Raw genomic sequence first — 19,398 nt, 5'->3', positions numbered from 1 at the left:
TCCCCTTTACAAATGGCGCTTCCGCAAAATGATAAACTAATCCTGCATACGCTCCAGCGCATAATCTGCTTCCTCCGCAGTCAGTTCGCCCGCTTTTAATTGTCTGAGGAGCTCTTTTACTCTCTCGTTCTTTCCATTGGAATCCGCTGTTGCACGAGTCTGTGCCTCCGCGGAAAACGTTTCTTTTTTACGAATGGTTACATCCTTCAAACCTGCAAGTCTTTCTCCTTGTTCATTAAGCAGCTGAATATCGTAAATAAGCTCGGATTGACCTTTTTGGCCTGTTTTACGCGCATAAGCCCAGCATTCTGCTGAAACTTTTTTCCGAATCGTAATCTCTCCTATTGAAAAAGGAACATAAACAGATGCCTCTTCTCTTCCGTCCGTAATTCCGAACAAAGATTGCAGAGCCCCATCAATTAAAGACGGATGCAATGTATAATGTTCAAGAGCATATGCGGCTTCTTTTGGCAGCAATAACTGTGCAACCGCTTCCGTTTTTCCGCCCCATAAACGTTGAATCGGCTGAAAAGCGCGCCCATACAGGAACCCGTTTTCCCGAAAATACTCGTAACATTCATCTTGTTCACGGACAAAAGCACTTCTGTTTATCATCTCTTGTCTGTCGATGTTCTCTATATCATCATCACTGTAATGATGATCATAATCTAATTCCCCCGTCACAAATCCAGTCCTTACAGCAGCATCCTCGTCAGGTGACATGTTAAATAATATGCTGCCGTCTTTTACGGAAATGTGAGTGTAAATGGTCAGACTCTCTTGCAAAAGCATGGCCGGTCTGGCAAATATCACGTTTTTTAAACGAGTGACCTTTTTCTTTCGATATGACCGCGTTCCCGCTGCGCATGCCATTTCAAGAAAAGCAGCTGCCGGGAGAATGCTCTTGTTTTTTACGATGTGGTCTTTTAACCAAATCTCTTTTTCTCTTAATGTCGTTTTAAAAAACTGCTGTTCCAGAGTAGATTCATTCGAATCCAGAAGCGGGTGCAGTGAAGACTGCCGCGGCAATATTTCCGGAAATGTTGCACTTTGGTTTCGAGGCACCCAGTAAGACTCCTCAGCAAATGGATATAAAGGAAGCTTGACCTTTTGCGGGGTATATTCTTCATATAACTCTCTCCAATGAATATCAGCTCCGAAAGACCATAATTTTGCAAGAAGATTCAAGTCCTTTGTCTCCATCATCACCTCGAGGAATTTATCTTTCATCTTTTGATCATGAAAGATAAAGACTTTATCAAAATCTTTCGTAACATTCCCTTTGTATACGCCCTCTCCAATTGTTCCTTCAGTACAGAAAGTTCTCAGCTTCTCCTTAAGTTCCGGCAAATCGGAAGCTACAACAGCAAGTCTGTCTTCCATCGGTTCCCTGCATGTCTGCAATGTAAAAGCGATATCAGCTGCCGAGGCCTTTGTCTCCCGCTCTGTGAATTGCAGAAGGCGCCGAGCGTATTCTTTCAGCCTGTCTTCATTTTTGGCAGAGAGAACTGCGGCAAACGGACCGCTTATTGTTTGTGTGTCCGCATGGTTTTGATATTCTTCCACAATGACATGGGCATTTGCTCCGCCCGCTCCGAACGAACTGATTGCTGCTCTCCTGCGGGAGGCGCCTGATTCTTTCCGCCACTCTTCTTCTTTCTGCTGAACGTAAAAAGGCGTCTTTTCAAATCGGATATTTTGGTTCAGCTGTTCCGAGTGAATGGATGGCGCCAATTTCTGATGCTTAAATTGTAAAAGAACTTTTGTAAGGGCTGCTATACCTGCGGCAGACTCCAGATGTCCGATATTAGACTTCACTGAACCTATGGCACAAAATTGTTTATCGTCCGTAAATTTCTCAAACGCTTTTGTCAATCCTGCGATCTCAATCGGATCTCCGAGCGAGGTCCCCGTTCCGTGTGCTTCCAAGTAGCTGACGGAACGCGGACTGATGCCCGATTTCTTGAAATTTTCAGCAATCAGCTCAGCTTGTGCATTCGGATTCGGAACCGTAAATCCATTGGTTTTTCCGCCATGATTTACAGATGTTCCTTTAATCACTCCGTATATATGATCCTGATCAGCAATTGCTTTTTCCAGAGGTTTCAACAGGACGGCTCCCGAACCTTCTCCCGGGACATAGCCGTCTCCGCCCTCTCCGAAACTTCTGCACAATCCTTCGGTGGAAACAAAATTACCTTGACTCAGCCAAAGGTATTTGCTGGGATGTATGGACACATTAACGCCGCCCGCAAGTGCAATTTCACTTTCCCCTCTTTTAATGCTCTCACATGCCAAGTGAATGGCCGTCAGCGATGATGAACACATCGTATCCAGTGCAATGCTCGGGCCGGAGAGATTAAAAAAGTATGAAACCCTGTTCGCAATAGATGAAAAGAAGGAACTGAGCGCAATCGGATTGCCCCGCGCAGTTTCTTCTGCGCCGAATAATTGATATTGTCCGTACATGGCTCCGACAAACACACCGGCTTTCATACCGTTAAGCTTCTCTTTTGTATATCCTGAATCTTCAAACGTATGCCAGGAGGTTTCGAGAAAAATTCGCTCCTGAGGGTCCATCAGCTCAGCTTCTTTATGAGAAATGTGGAAAAACAGCGGATCGAATTGATCAACACCGCTGATAAAACCGCCCCACTTACTGTTGATTTTCCCCTTCTCCATTCTGTCGGGACTGTAATTCGATCTGAAATCCCAACGTTCCTCGGGGATTTCAATAATACAGTTTTTCCCTCCGGCAATGTTTTCCCAGAACTCTTCAAGAGTATCGGAATTCGGATATCTTCCGCTCACACCGATAATGGCAATATCCTCACCCGGCTGAACCATGCTCGGTGCAGGTGTATCCTTCTGCTGCCGGTGCTGTTTTTTACTCGGATTTTCTCTTTTCTTCTGCACTCTTGTTACCGGAGCTGCTCCTGCGGCCTTAAGCACTTTTTCTTTAAAAGATGTTAGGAAGAAGTTTGAAAGCTCTTCAATGTTCTGATATTCAAAAAAGATTGTTTTCGGAAGATCCCCGAAAGTATCTTCAAGCTTTGAAATAAGTGACATGATCATAAGTGAGTTGATTCCGAACTTCTCAAAAGAGTCTTTCGCATTTATTTTATGAGCTTGGATTTTCAAGACACCGCTGATGATCTTGATTAAATAGTCATTGACTTTTTCTTTCGCAGCATATTCCTCTTCTTCATCGTATTCCGCCGTGAGTGTATCTTGATCTGCTGCAGCTGTATTTCTTTGAATCGAAAGCGCTTTTATCATTTTATCCCGCTCTCCTTCTGCAGGCATTAAGCTGGTAAATGAAGACCCCAGTATTTTCAGAAACGCTTCCAGAACAGAGGAAGTTCGCATCGGAGTCATTCCGTATTTTTCTTTTATTTGAATGATTCCATTGCTGTCGAGACTCATTCCGCCATCTTTCAATAACGGCCAATTGATTGATAGTGTTTTTCCGTTTCGGGAGAGCTGGGATCGAAGCATTGCAAAACTGTCCATAAAATGATTTGCGTACGCATAGTCACTTTGGCCGGCATTTCCGTAAGCGGCAAAAGAAGAAAAGAGAACAAAAAAATCAAGATCTTCGTCTTTTGTCAGCTCATCCAGCCAGATTGTCCCGTAAACTTTCGGTTTCAGTACGTCCGTAAAATCACTGAGACTTTTATTTACAAGAAATGAGTCACGAAGGATGCCGGCAGCATGGATGATCCCGTTTATGCTGCCGTACCGCTGTTTAACGCCGAAAATGAATCGCTCTGCCTCTGTTCGATCTGTTATGTCCGTCCGCTGATATTCAACAATAGAGCCGCTCTCATTAAGCTTACTGATCCGTTCTTTTTGATCAGCTGTTAAAAAAGAACGGCCTGTAAGTATAATCACGGCTTGGTTTTCATTAGCGATGTGTTCCGCAAACAGCAGCCCGAGTTTTCCGGCTCCTCCGGTAATGATATATATGCCGCCTTTTTGATACGTTACAGATCCGTGACCGTGTTCCGGAATATCAATAGGCTGCAGCCCTTTCACAAAACGGGTATGTGAGTCTATTAAAATCTCACATTCATCCGTTTGAATGCGCTGCATTTCACTGATTGCAGCATCCCACATCTCGGAAACCGGAGGATTTATGTCAGAATCCTCGTGGCGTATCTGTATGGTTTTCGCTTTAAGCTTGGAGCTTTCCATGTTTACCGTTTTCATGAACCCCCCGACAGCTTCATGAAACGGCTGATTCAGACCGCTTGTCCAATAAATATGCAATAACGTAACAGGTTCGTTTCTTCGCATTAAAGCTTTTGATAATAAAAAGAGCGAGTTTATCCCTCTGCGAAGAGTTTCATTAACGGATTCTTCAGTGAATTCTCTGATTTCTCCGTCCCATAAATAAAGCACGACATCAGGTGTAAATCCGTTTTCAGCCAAATCAGACAGCAGCATTTCGACATGATTTTCATCAGAAGGATTGATTGTGCATCTTTTCCGTTCAATTCTGTAATCAGAATCGGGCGTTACGAGAATGACACGGTTATGTTCTCCATTCATCATCTCGGCATGCTGAAAGAGACGGTTATCCTGATCAAAAATCAGCATATTCCCCGGTGCCTGTTGATTCGGCATATCAATGTGATTTGTCCTTACCCAATCGGTCTTAAAAAAAATGGTTGGGGACGGAGCTTGTGATTCCGGCTCCGCCTTTTTTTCCATTTGTTGTTTTCTGTAAGTACGAATTAGCTCCAGTCCTGCATCAGGAGACATTTGCTGTTCTTCAATTAAGGAAAGTATTTGTTTGATCTGCACTATTTTCCCTCCAGCAGCTGATAAACTTGGTCAGCAGAAAGTTCACCGTTTTTCAATTGTTCCAATAAGAAGAGAATTTCCTGATCTTCATTTTTATGACATGCGGTTAATTCTCCCCCGGTCACTTTTCTGACAGAAAAGTCTTTCATGCTCACGGCTATTTCGCCGCTCTCGTTAATAAAATCAATGTTATACGTATAAAAACCGGTTTCTCTCACCGAAACATGGCAACGGGCAGTAAGCGCCCTCTTAATGTGAAGCTCTCTAAGTGAATAAGGAACAAATAAGCCGTCTTTCTCATTTTCTCTTAACAAAAATGCCGCCGCTTGAAAACCGCCGTCAATTAATGAAGGATGGAGTGTAAAATGTGAAAACCCGTTCGCTAAATGATCCGGAAGCTCCAATTCTGCCATTAACTTCATATCACCGCGATATACGGCTTTCAACGTTTGAAAACCGCTCTGATATGTCAGGCCCATACGACTGAAGCGATGATAACACTCTTCCCGGCTTATGACCGTTTTACTGCTGCGTATGAACTTATCAATATCGACATACTCATGATTGCTGTTTATGTCTCCGAATACTGTTTCACATTGTGTGCAGATTTGCTGCACGCCATCCGGGCCCTCTTTACATATCGTTACGTTCAACTTATCTTGTTTCATTTTCAAGCCGGTATAAATGTGCAGCGTTTTTCCTTTATATAATATAGGTCTGTTCCACATCACGTCTTTTATTTTATATACTTTACTTTCTCCGCTTATTTCCGCACAAACAAGAGCCATTTCAAGCGAAGCGGCTCCCGGCAACACACAGTCTCCTGAAACAAGGTGATCAGTGACGAAAAATTCAGTTCCGGAAATAACAGTTTTAAATGCTTGTTTCTTTAATGTTGAAACATTCTCGCTGATTAATGGATGAAGACTTTTGCTATTAACCTCGCTTTTGTTCTTTTTCGGAGTAAACCAATAACTCTCTTTTGCAAACGGATAAGTCGGCAGCGGCACTCTATTCAATTTCTTATTGCCGATGGTCTTCCATTCAAACTCAGCTCCATTGGCCCAACATTGCGCGAGAAGCTCCTCTTTTCCGCTTTGAAGAGCCTCCTGAATCATATATTCAGAGACAGCTGCGCGCTCTACAGTGTTTTCGCTTATAAATACGCCATTTTGCACCTTGCTTTTATCAAGAAAGCTGACGTATTTATCTCTCAGCTCAGTCAGACTCACTGCACATACGGCAATTCTCTCGTTCATTGCTTCCCGGCCGTTTTGCAATGTAAATTCCATGTCACTGGCATTAACCGTCATGTCACCGGCAATCACGCGATCCAAGTACTGAACCATAAGCCGGATATACTCAAGTAATTGATCTTTGGTTTTCGCAGATAAAACAAAAATGTGTGTTTTACCGTTGTTTTCCGGTACTTCTTTTTGAGGTTCCCTATATTCCTCTAAAACAATATGCGCGTTCACACCGCCGAATCCGAATGAGCTGACACCTGCTCTCCTCGGCAGATCGTTGTTCTCTTCATCTTTTATCGGATTCCACTTTTGAGCGGTTTCTGTGATATAAAATGGCGTATTTTCCAGTTTAATGTATGGATTGAGTTCTGAAAAATGGGCGAGTCCCGGAAGTTTGCGATATTTAAAAGCCAGTAACACTTTCAGCACTCCGGCTATTCCGGCAGCGGTTTCGAGATGGCCGATGTTTGTTTTCACAGACCCGATTCCGCAGCTTTTCTGTTTCTCAAAAGGAATGTCCCATTCTTGATATAACGTTTTAAATGCCTTTATGATGCTGTTTACTTCAATCGGATCGCCAAGACTTGTCCCTGTGCCATGCGCTTCTATATATCCCGCAGTGGCGGGACTGGCCCCCGCCTTCCGCCAAGCTTCGGTTAATAAGTCCGCCTGTGCGTTCGGATTCGGAGCTGTCAAAGAATTGGCGCGGCCGCCGTGATTTACAGCTGACCCTTTAATCAAACCATAAATATGATCACCGTCTGCCTGTGCTTTGCTGAGCGGCTTAAGCAATACTGCAGCCGCCCCTTCACTCCTTACATAGCCGTCAGCGCTTTTATCAAACGTTTTGCACTTTCCGTCTTTAGAAAGCATACCTGCTTTATCAAAAGCTATAAACAGAGTAGGGCTTGTCATAATATGCACTCCGCCTGCAATCGCCATTTCAAAATCGCCTCTTTGAATCCCCTCAGCCGCACGATGGAGTGCAACTAACGAACTTGAACAGGCAGTATCAATCGGTTCACTCGGACCCGTCAGGTTCAGCTGGTAAGAAATACGATTAGCCAATATACAATGATTTAAACCGGTTGCGGTCTGCGCCTGAACAGAGACGCCATTTTCATTGAGACGTTCCGCATAGTCCGTTGTGGCGACCCCTGCAAACACCGCGGTTTTCGTCCCTGCCAAATCAGACGGCTTATAGCCCGCATCTTCTATTGTTTTCCATACAGTCTCCATAAAAATTCTTTGCTGGGGATCCATTAATTCTGCTTCGGCGGGAGAAATCCCGAAAAACAACGGATCAAAACTGTCCGCGCCTTTGATAAACCCGCCTTTTTTTATTTTTGTTCTATTGACGTCCCTGATCGGATCGCCGTCAAACTCTTTCCAGTCCCAACGGTCATCAGGAATGTCTGTAATCATATCCCGCCCTTTTTCAATTCCTTCCCAAAAGTCTTCCAGCGTATCTGTTTGGGGGAAACGGCCGCTTATTCCCACTATTGCAACCGGCTCATTCATATGTCTTTCCTCTTGCCTGGTTTTGTTTTCAGGCTCAGGGGAATGTTCATAGGATTCGGGCGGAGGCGTGCTGTACAATGTTTTTTCGTCTGCTGCAGAAAAAGGTTCTGTCTCAGCAAAAAGGATTTCTCCGTATTGCTCGATTACATAATCAGTCAGTTCAGCCAGTGAATTGCATTCAAAGAAAATGGACGGCAATAATTCCGTACCATATTGTTGATTGATTTCATTTCCGAGTCTGGTAAACGTAATAGAATCAAATCCGTACTCGCCGAATGAAGTCTCTTCTTCTATTTCCTTTCTGTCAATCTTTAAAATACTTGACATCATCTTTGCGATGCCCTCAATCAGATTTTCTCTTCTGTCTTTCGCCGCAGATTCATCTGAAGAAAAAGACCCGCAGAGATGAAGCTCTTCGGAATACTCACTCTTTAAAAACTCAAGAAGTTCATTAAAATCAGTAAGACCGAAAAAATCTGACGGCATCATTGATATTCCTAATGTTTCGTTTAATTCGTTGCCCAGCATTGTAAACATAATTGAATCAAATCCGTATTCACTTATCGGCAGTTCAAAATCAAATTCCCGTTCTTCAATTTTTAATACGCCGGTGATGATGCGCGTCAAAGTGCTTTTTAAAGATTCAGTTATTGACAGCTCTTTCGGTTCGTGATTTTCGTCGGCGATTGCCGGGTCACTTTTTCCGCTGTCAATCGTTATCATTCGTTCCAGCTTTAATTCATTACCGCTAAATACCATTATTTGATGTTCACACCCTGTCATTGCTTGATCAAATGCTGCAAGGCCTTCCCGTTTTTCCAGAGGCAGCATTCCGAAACGGTCATAAAGGAACTTCTCTGAATGAATGTCAATTTGCATACCGCCTTCTTTCCATAAAGGCCAATTAATCGAGACTGTTTTTCCAGGTTTATTTTCCGCCGCTCTCATTTCCGCAAAATAATCCATAAACCGGTTTGCATAAGCATAATCAGTTTGTCCGGCATTCCCGATTATTGCGCTGATAGATGAAAACATAACAAAAAAGTCCAGAGGTTCTCTGTCTGTATACCGGTCAAGCCATATCGTTCCGTAAACCTTGCTGGCCAGGACTGAATCGAGATCCTCTTCACGCTTATTGATGAGTAATGAATCTTTTATCACACCGGCGCTGTGAATAATTCCTTTAACAGGACCTAATTTGTTTTTGACGAGTTTTATCAGGTTGTTGACATTTTCCTTATCAGAAATATCGGTTCTTACATAAAAAACCTCTGATCCGTTTTTTTCGAGCTCTTTTACATTGCTTACGGCTTCCTCAGAAAGCTCTGACCTGCCGATAAGCACAAGTTTTATTCTCCCTTTTCGCACAAGATGTCTGGCGAAAATCAGGCCCAGACCGCCTGTTCCTCCTGTAATGAGGTAAACTCCCCCTTCTTTTACTTCCATCTTTTTGAGGGGCTCTGCACTTTCAATTTCTGCAGAGTGTTTCACCTGCCTGATTCCATCTCTGTATCTGATTTCTGAAGCATCATCGCTGATGACTGTTTCTTTCACAAGGTTTTTTAATTCAGGCAGACCGGTGTTCAGCTGTAACTGAATTTCATCGCTGTGTATTTCAATATTTTTACCGGACAACATTGGATGTTCTAAATGAAGCGACCTAAAAAAGCCGCTCATTGCCATTTGATAAGGTAAGATTTGATTGTTCCTTGTGAAAAATACATGTGATATCAGGATTTTATGTCTTGGGATTGTTGCTAACAGAGCTTTCGTTACATTGAAAACCGGCAAAACAGCCTTTTCCAGCTTTTCATGAATGTTATGCTCAATTCCCGTTTCAGGGCTCATCCCGATTAAAATGACGCGGTCAATTGTCACTTGTCTTTCTTTAAAAATCGCCAGCAATTTCTTATAGCCTTCAAGTTTGACGCTGTTCAATTCAAAGGAATCAGCTTCTTTTTCTTGAAAACTGCCGCCATGGCGGACAAAGATCATGTTCAGGCCGATATCTTTATATGCCTTGCGGATCAGCGGTTCTGATATATCCTGACGGAGTGAAATCACAAGGCAGCTGTTTAAACCGCTGGCTTCAGGCTGATGAAGCATAGGGGCCCGCTTCCACATATCAGTGTAATACTTAGCTGAATGCCGCTCATTTTGAGTCTGCGGTGCAGCCCTTAATGCCTTCAACGCTAAGTTTTTTATTTTAAGACTTACAGATCCGTTTTCATCCATAAATAGTATATGAAACCTTTTGACATCATCATGTTGTCTTTCATCTGCAGCAGTAATGTAAGCATAGCCGTTTGCTGAAGGTGGGTGAAGAATCTCCAGCTCACCTAATTCAAAAGGCAAATATGCGGTGTGATCGTCTTCCTGAGTAGACGTAAACCCGGTTGTGGATTGAAAAATGCCATCCAATAAACACGGTTCCAGCAGCGCGCCGGATTTTTTATGAATGCTCTCAGGAAGTGATATTCGTGCAAGAACAGCATTTTCATGGATAAACAGCTGTTTTATTACCTGAAAGCCGGCTCCATAGTCCAAACCGCTCTGCCGGAAGTTCCTATAACACTCAGCGCCGCTGATTAATCTTTTCTGTCCGGTTAACCAGCTGTCCAATTTAAAATGCTCTGTATGAGAGGCATCTTTATCTCCGCATGTGATAATGTTTCCTTGGCAATGAACTGCCGCTTCAGGCTGCATATCGGTTTTCACCACAAATCTGCCGTCTTTTTGATTCGGCAGCAGATCTATCATTATCGTCTTTTCTTTTTCAACGGTTATCGGAACCGCCCATACAACCTGACTCAGTTTTATGACTGATTTTCCGTACAGCCTCTCTCCCGCTTCTCTGGCCGCTTCGATGATTGCCGCTCCGGGCAGAACCATATTCCCATGCACAACATGGTCTTTTACATAATATTCAGAATCTGAAAGCGTTTTATAAAATCGGCACTCACCTGCAGAAAAATCAAATAAAGGAGCTGTACCGGCTGCTGATGTTGTTTGCGCCTTATTTGACACCCACAGTCTGTTTTTTAAGAAAGGGTAAGTCGGCAGCGCAATTTTTGCCGGTTTTCTGCCGGTGCGGAAATCTTCCCAGCTTAAATTCCCTCCCGATACCCAGAATTCAGCCATTTCGGCTAATGTGGTTCTGCCGGATTTGAGCGGAAGATCTGATTGCCGCTGTCCGCGTTTATGATTCGGTTTTTTCCCTCTGAATATTTCGTGATCGTCAATTCCATTATAAAAGTGATTTAATTTCAACATCAGATCATCGATATTATTTGAAATGACAGCAAGCCTTTCCGGCATGGCTTCACGCCCTTCAAGAAGGGTATACGCAATATCAGAAAGGTGAAGCGGCTTATTTGTTCCCGCCGGCTGTAAACACTCGCCCTGCTTATGACGAGCCTTTTGCAGATATTCCTCCAGCTGTTTTGCTGATTCCCGTAAACTCAGTGAATGCTTGGCTGAGAGTACGATAAGTTCCTCACTTTCCTCACAATCCGTTTGACAGTCAGCAGCAGACTCATACTCTTCCACAAGGATATGAGCATTTGCCCCGCCCGCTCCGAAAGAACTTAATCCCGCACGCCGCGGATATTTGCTGTCAGAATGTTTTTCATTCGCGGGTTTTATCCAGTCGGCGGTTTCCTGCTGGAGACAAAAAGGTGTCTCTTCCAGATAAAGATCCGGATGAACCCGTTCAGCATGCAGTGTTGCGGCTATTTTTTTATACTTCATTTGTAAAATAATCTTTGTCAGGCCGGCAATACCCGCGGCCGCTTCGAGATGACCGATGTTAGATTTAATCGATCCGAGAGAACAATATGAAACATCTTCGGTATAAGCTCTGAACGCCTTGGTCAGACCTCGGACTTCAATCGGGTCACCCAGCGGCGTTCCCGTGCCGTGGGCTTCAATAAAGCTGACACTTCTGGCGCTCCAACCGGCCGCTTTAAGAGCTCCTTGAATTAAATCCGCCTGTGCGGCAGGATTAGGCACCGTATAGCCATTCGTCTTTCCGCCATGGTTAATTGCCGTTCCTTTTATGACGGCGTACACAGTATCATTATCACGTATGGCATCTTTAAGCGGTTTAAGAATAACGGCCCCGACACCTTCCCCGGGCACGAAACCGTCGCCGCCTTCTGCAAAACTTCTGCATTTTCCCGATTTTGAAAGCATTCCCATCTGACACCGGTATAAATAGTCAGAAGGATGAAGATACAAATTTACTCCTCCCGCAACCGCAACCGAGCACTCACCTTTTTTTAAACTTTGGCAAGCCATGTGAATTGCCGTTAAGGATGAAGAGCAAGCCGTATCTACAGGGACACTGGGACCTGTAAAGTCAAATGTGTAAGACACTCTGTTCGCGAGAGACCATGGGAACGAATTTGGAAGTACATCGTTTTTGTCCGTCGGTATTCTTTCACCGAGCAGCTTGTAAGAATTGGTCGTCACTCCCGCAAATACACCGACATGTTTTTCGGTCTGCTTTCTCAACCCTTCAATGGTATATCCCGAATCTTCAAATGCTTTCCATACGGTTTCGAGAAATATTCGTTCCTGAGGATCCATCGCTTCTGCTTCTCTTGGCGATATTTGGAAAAACAAAGAATCAAATGATTCAGCATTCTTTAAAAATCCGCCCCATTTGCAATAAATTTTCCCCTCATGCGCTTTAGCGGGGTCTGGATCATAGTAGGTCTCATAATTCCAACGTTCTTTCGGAATTTCCGTGATTGCGGTTCTCTCTTTTGATAGAAGTTCCCACAATTCTTCGATATTTTCAGCCCCGGGATAACGGCCGCTGATACCGATTACCGCTATCCCGTCAAGATGTTCTTTTTCCTCCGCCGCAGGTGCAGTGATGTTTTGTTCCGGCCTGGCGGGGGTAATGCTCTGAATCTGTTTTCCTTTTTCCTCCCGTGAAAATAAACGCCCCAGCCGATCCGGATATTCCTTTACAAGATGATCTGCTAAATCTCTGATTGTATGAAATTCAAATAAAAGCGTTTTCGAAATTGCTCCCAGTGACTGCTCCAGCTTTGTGTTGCATTGATGAATCATAACCGAATCCATTCCATATTCAGCCAGATGCACATCTTGATCGATCTCTTCCCGTTCTGCACCGACCTCAGAGGAGATGATATTGGTTAAAAACAAAACTGTCTGATCCAAAATATCGCCTTGAGCCAAAGGGATGGCACTGCCTGTCTCTGTTTCGTCCGTCAAAAATCTCTGCCGCATAAATTGTTCAAAGCGCTCATGATCACCGCAGACTGCAATATTATGCAGCTGACCCGAAGTTACAATCCGCGAAAACCATTGCGTTCCGTCTTCAGCAGGAAGTTCTTCGAGCCCGGAACCATGAAAAAGAGACGTCCGCCCTTGACCTGACAGGTTCGCTCCCATTCCGATGTCTTTCCATAAAGGCCAATTGATTGTCAGCGTGCGGCCGCTGCGCAGAGAATTTTGCCGTTTCCATTCCCGATATTCGGCAAAATGATCTAAAAAACCGTTTGCATATGCATAATCACACTGGCCTTCGTTCCCTGCAATAGAGACGACTGAAGAAAAAACGGCGAAAAAATCCAATTCCAGCGACTTCGTTGCATGATCAAGATTCAATGCACCATGAACTTTTGGAGCAATCACCTCTGAAAGTTCCTGCTTTGTTTTTTGAAAAAGCAGCGAGTCTCTGATAACTCCTGCGCAATGAATGACGCCATGAAGACCTGCATGCTGATCGGTAATACCGTCAATCATTGTTTTTACCGCTTCTTTATCGGATATATTCGCCTGTATATAATAAACCTTGGCTTTAAAGCTGTTCAGGTATTCTAAATGTTTCTGCTTATCTCCGTTTAAAGCAGATCGCCCCGATAGAATAATGGTGGATCTTTCAGTTTTCGCGCAATATTCAGCGACTTTACTGCCAATCCCCCCAAATCCCCCTGTAATTAAATATACTTTATCTTTTTCAGGGTATTGAATGGCCTTTCTGTTTGTTTCTCCCTGCTTTTCTAACATCCGTGCATATCTTAAGCAGCCTCTGTAAGTGATATGAATATGCCGATCAGGTGCTGTGTTTATTTCTTTATAAAGAATGGCAGCCTTCTCTGAAAATGAAACGGCTGCAGAATCATGTTCAAAGCAAACCGTCTTACAATGCAGCTGCGGATATTCTTGTTTTACCGATTTTAAAAAACCGTTCACACCTTCAAAATACGGCAATTTTTCTTTTTGATCTGCGCTGAATGTATAAATGAACGTTACTTTGTTTATAAGGTTCTCGCTGATTAAAGCCTTAGTCAGATAAAACACGGAATAAATTCCTGATTCGAGTGTTTCTTCCAGTTCAGGCTGTTTTTCAGACCACGTATGCAAAATTGCATCGGGCGCTGCGCCTTTTTCCTTTAACAGACGAATGACACCTTGATAATCTTCGGGACGCTGCCTGTTGATCGTGAAAACACTGTCGCTTATCTGCTCTAAACGCTCACCGGGCATAATAAGATATGCGGACGTATTCTCTCTTTTTTTCAGCTCTTCAAAATAGTCTTTATTCCCGGAGAACAACAAAATAGTACAGGCTTGTCGGCTGCCCGCTTCATTCTCAAGTGCGGTTTCTTTCCATACCGGCGTATAAAGTGCCTGATTCTTCTTTTCTGAAAAAGCCGCGTCTGATTTTACCGGCTGAGGGTTTAAAGAAAATTGAGAGCGCTCAAACGGATAAGGCGGAAGCGGTGCTTTTCTTTTATGATCATCACCTAGTTTCGCCCATTCAATCTCTTCTCCTGAAAGCCACATTTGCATAAATGAATGATATAGAGCCTCATCGGCTGGTTTGTCCGCTTCAAAAGCAGCCGCTTTGTTAAGTTTTGCTGATGGAGGGAGCGATCCGAATTGAAAAACTGAAAAATCAGAAATATTCACATCCGGCTCCGTTCCCTTTTCTTCCGTGTGAAGCGGCATATGGTCAGCTATCTCCTGAGACACGGTATCCATTTGATTGTATTCTGTCATCAACGGAAAACGAGTTTTATCATAAAAACCTGCCGGCTGCTCATTAATACAAGCAACAGCCTGTTTAATTCCGTCTTGCTTTTTCAATAACATGCTCAGAAAAAGTTCTTTAGACAAGATTCCTTCATCCAGTAAATTTAATATTTCCAGAACATAATCATTATTAAAGAATCCATCATAATCTGTTAAATCCCATCTCTTATACAGTCTTCTCATAGAGGCAAGGATAGCCATGATCACCGCTTCCTCATCAGCCGGCAATGCGTTTCTTTTATCCGCCGTGCGATTCACAATATAAGATAAAATCTCGATTTCCTGAGTCTTTCCCGCTTTATCCCACTCTTCTAAAAACCCTTTAAACGTATATTGGTGCTCAAGAAGCAGCCGTGTTTTCCCGTACAGGCGGTCTGCAAAATCAGCCGGGAAGCTCAGACCGTTCAGCAGCATCCTTACATATTCTTCATTTAATCGAACCGGCGGGTACGTTTTTGAAGTGTACGGATTGACAAATGGAATGGACGGCGGCTCACAGGATATGTGCGAAAGTTTTTCAGCGCCTGTGATTACAGAAATGGCCTTTTCAATTTTGATGATATCCGCTGCTGCAAGAGCGACGTAATATCCGTCTCCGGCGCCTGTAATGAGGCTTGGCTTAAAACCGGATGCCAGGATACTTTTTATGATTTCCGTATTGATAACTAAAGAATACAAGCGGATTTTCTCAGGCGCCCATTTTCTTTTAAATGAACTGTGCAATGTTGGTATACCCTTCAGCACCGGCCTTACGTTCTTTTCTAAATCAGGGAACACCCGTTTCAAAACGGCAAATTGTTTATAACTTTCCCATTTGAAGTCACCGATGGCAAGCGCCCATTCAGAATCTTGTTTCCTCCGAAAACTCAATCCCTCTTTAAGCTGATTTTTAAATTCCTCCTTGCTGCCTGCCAATAAACCAGCCCTGTAATCAAACGATGTCCTTGTTAAAAGGGTGCTGCTGATCACTTCATTTGATATTTTGCAAAATTCCTCAGAATCGTCAGCAAAGGTTCTCCAATGATGTATCATTTGTTTCATGCTTTCTTCACTTTTAGCGGAAAAAAGGAAGGGTACCCTTCCTTTCCTGTCAGATTCGTCTTTTGTATGTATAAATTCTTCGATGATGACGTGAGAGTTGACACCCCCAAAACCGAAGGAGCTGATTCCCGCCCTGAGCGGAGCCCCGTCTGCCGCCTTCCAATCACTTGAATCAAGCGCCGGCCTAAACGGTGTTTTTTCAAACTGTATAATTGGGTTTACCGTATGTACATTCAGGCTTTTCGGCACCCTCCGGTGTTTCATCATCATTAGAACTTTTATCAATCCGGCCATTCCCGCCGCTGCTTCTGTATGACCGATATTTGTTTTCACACTTCCGATCCTGCAATATTGAGTATCCTCAGTATATTGCCGATACGCTTTTGTCAATGCTTCTATTTCTATCGGATCGCCCAGAGATGTACCTGTGCCATGTGCTTCTACATAAGAAACCGTCGCAGCATCGACAGCAGCGTTGTGTAAAGCTTCTGAGATGACCCGGCACTGCGCTTCCGCTCTGGGGGCGGTGATGGAACGGGATTTACCGCCATGATTAACAGCTGTCCCTTTTATGATCCCGTATATATGGTGACCGGCTTTTACTGCATCACCAAGGCGCTGCAGCAATACAACGCCTGCCCCTTCTCCGGGAACATACCCATTCGCTGCTGCGTCAAAGGTTTTACATTTGCCGTCAGGACTCAGCATTCTGGCTTTGGAAAAAGAAATATATTTTCCGGGTTGGAAATTCAAGTTTACTCCCGATGCGATTGCATAATCGCTTTCTTTTGTCCGCAATGACTTAACCGCTTCATGTAAAGCAACAAGCGATGATGCACAAGCGGCATTTACAGACATGCTTTTTCCGGTCAAACCGAATGTATATGAAAGCCGGTTGGAAAGCATAGCTTCGAAACTTCCTAAGCAGGCATAACTGTCGATTTCCGATTCAGCATGACCTGTCTGCCGGTAGTCAGAATTCATAATACCCGCAAAAACAGAAGTGGTTTTACGCTGGAGATCCTGCAAAGAAACCCCGGAATCTTCGATGCACCGCCAAGTTTCTTCTAAAAGGATTCTTTGCTCAGGATCCATGTTTTTCGCTTCCCGGGGAGAGATATTAAAAAACTTATGGTCGAAATGGTCAGCTTTATGAATAAAACCTCCCCACTTGCTGATTGTTTTGTTCGGTATACTGATATCAGCTGAATAATAAAGATCGGGATCCCACCGTTCAATCGGCACTTCCCGGATGGAATCTTTGCCGCTATTTATGTTTTCCCAGAATTCATGATAATGATCTGCATCGGGGAATCTGCAAGCAACCCCGATTATCGCGATATCCGCACTCTGTTTATTCAAATGAACCATTGGCCTCCACCCGCCCCTTCTTTAGTGTAGAAATAACGTATCCAATCTGTGCCTTATCAGACTTTCGGTCTCATTCATCAATTTTTCACCAATGTCATCGACATGTCTGTTTCTCCATGATTCCAAATCCGTGCCCTTTACCCAATGATTAAAAGCGCCTAAAGACGGGCCGCAATGAACTTGGAAATTCACCTTTTGTTCTTCCTGCCCTTCCAAAGCAAGCAGACATCCTCTCTGCAAATACCACTTAAATAGTAACAGCATCTTATATTTTTGATTGCGCTCAGCTTTTTGGGCCAGGTTCGGCTGTTTTTCTATTATGCTTTCGTAGATTTCTTCAAAAGTCTTGTTAAAATAATCATTTTCGAGCTGAATTTTTGTCTTTTCATCTATCTCACTCAAAGACTCATATTGTTGGTAGATTTGAAATAATTTATTTGCCCTGACCGGAAACAGCGTGCCCTTTTTCAGCACCTGAACCTTTGTTCCGAACTCAAACAGAGTCTCCGAAGGCGCATAAGCAGTATCGCATATTCCTGTCTCACTCAGCATTTCTTTAACAAAACCGCTTGTTTCGGCTTCAACTGTACATTGATTAATGGATCCCGTCATAATAAAATCAGCGCCCATTAAAAAAGCAGACGCGGCAGACTCGGGAGTCCCGATTCCTCCCGCAGCCCCGATCCTTATCTTCCTTGCGTATTTGTGTGTTTCCATCATTTCATCCCGCAGGTTAACAAAAAACGGCAGCATCGCTGTCAATGAGCCCTGCTCAGTATTACTTCCGCAATCTGCTTCAATAATGATATCGTCTGCTGCCGGAATACGGCTGAGCCACTCCGCCTGCTCTTCCGTCAGCATACCGTGCTGACACATTCTCTTTACGATACTTTGAGGAGGCGGACTCAGAAATGCGGCCGCAACTTCCGGCCGTGAAACTTTGGCAATGATCCGATTATGAGGTATGACCCTGCCGCTTTTGTCTATCTTCAACTGATGCGCTTTGTAATAAATTAATGGTGCGCTGACAGAAAGATACGAAGACGCTTCTATTACTCGTACGTCATGCTTGATATATAAATCTATCAATTCCTTTTCTCTATCTTGATGATCCGGCTCAAATCGCAGATTCATTCCGTAGGGCTGGCCATTTTTGAGTGTCTTCTTAATAGAAATAAGGGCCTGTTCAATTTCCCTTATAGGTAAACCCGCTGTGCCAAAGAACCCCAGCATTCCTTTCTTCCCGAGGCGGATCAGCATTTCAGCGGAAGAGATCCCCCTATGCATCGCACCTGCCAAATACGCGTATGTCAAACCGTAATCTTCTTTGAAAGATTGATCACCCAATCGGGACACCGGTGAAGCTGCACCGCTCTCTATATTTTCGGCCAAGAGGCTATGCTCTTTCCCGCTTTCCGAATTGTCCGTGTTCCCTTCAGGAAAAAAGAGACTGTCTTCCGGCGCGCTGATAGTAAGCGGTTCCTCATCTCTTTGTATGGTTTGAATTAATTTAGTCAGAATGTTTCCAGGACCGATCTCTTCAAACACAGTTACGCCTTGTCCCATTAGATACCTGATGCTTTCAGTCCATTTTACCGAGTTTGTTATTTGTTCAATTAAATTCCGTTTGATATCTTCTTGTTTATAAGGTCTTGCCGTATAGTTAGAAATGACCGGGAAATTCAATTCAGAAAAATGAAACTCCTCGATAAATTCCGCAAATTCACGCTGTGCACTTTCCATGAAACGAGAATGAAAAGCTCCGCCGACTTGCAATACGATATAAGCTTTCGCCCCTTCTTTTTCAAAAAAAGAGGCTGCCCGCTTTATCTCTTCTGAAGCCCCTGCTATCACAATTTGTGAAGATGTATTGTAATTGGCGATATCTATTTGGCCGAGTTCATACTTTTGAAGTATTTTTTTTATGTGATGCTCATCCAGTCCGATCACGGCAGCCATTCCGCCTTCGGAAGCCTCACTCATTAACTCGCCTCTTTTAGCAACCAGCCGGAGACCTGTTTCAAAATTAAAAACGCCGGCCGCAAAAAGCGCAGTATATTCACCAAGACTATGTCCTGCAACAGCATCAGGGCGGGTATGACCTTCTTTTAAACCCTTTAAATATTGCAGTGCGCTCACTGTATAAATTGCAGGCTGTGTATACTTCGTATCAGTCAGCCTCTCTTTTTCATCTGAAAGGCATAACTCCTTTATGGAGTATCCTAAAATATGATCTGCCTTTTTAATGAGCTCACTGAATTCATCGAATAAGTCTCTGCCCATTCCTTTAAACTGCGCTCCCTGTCCGGGAAAGACGTAAGCAAGCATTTGTTTT

At 43.7% G+C, this 19,398-nt stretch carries 3 protein-coding genes; all 3 read right to left on the bottom strand.

Annotation, left to right across the window (positions count from 1 at the left end):
• Window positions 1-36: 36 nt before the first annotated feature.
• The 3 genes from G9F50_RS03830 to fabD are packed head-to-tail and all read right to left on the bottom strand — an operon-like array spanning window position 37 to window position 19,391.
• On the bottom strand, window positions 37-4,809 hold the full coding sequence (locus G9F50_RS03830) for a type I polyketide synthase (RefSeq protein ID WP_060561740.1): 4,773 nt from the start codon (window positions 4,807-4,809) through the stop codon (window positions 37-39).
• A complete protein-coding gene (locus G9F50_RS03825; protein WP_060561741.1) occupies window positions 4,809-17,063 on the bottom strand; it encodes an SDR family NAD(P)-dependent oxidoreductase in 12,255 nt (4,084 codons plus the stop codon). The genes G9F50_RS03830 and G9F50_RS03825 overlap by 1 nt, the downstream gene beginning before the upstream one ends.
• Window positions 17,064-17,084: 21 nt before the next feature.
• Window positions 17,085-19,391 (bottom strand): ACP S-malonyltransferase, encoded by a 2,307-nt coding sequence (fabD, locus tag G9F50_RS03820; RefSeq protein WP_165417690.1) that lies wholly within the window; start codon window positions 19,389-19,391, stop codon window positions 17,085-17,087.
• Window positions 19,392-19,398 lie beyond the last annotated feature (7 nt).

The organism is Bacillus sp. EKM206B, assembly GCF_011066015.1.
Taxonomy (GTDB): Bacteria; Bacillota; Bacilli; order Bacillales; family Bacillaceae; genus Bacillus; species Bacillus velezensis.
Note: the sequence above shows the minus strand (reverse complement) of the source record. Positions and strands in the feature narration are given on the sequence as shown.

What these genes read in the sequence shown, in the direction of transcription:
- G9F50_RS03825 (WP_060561741.1), bottom strand. Translation starts at nt 17,063, where the DNA reads ATGGTTCATTTGAATAAACAGAGTGCGGATATCGCGATAATCGGGGTT.
- fabD (WP_165417690.1), bottom strand. Translation starts at nt 19,391, where the DNA reads ATGCTTGCTTACGTCTTTCCCGGACAGGGAGCGCAGTTTAAAGGAATG.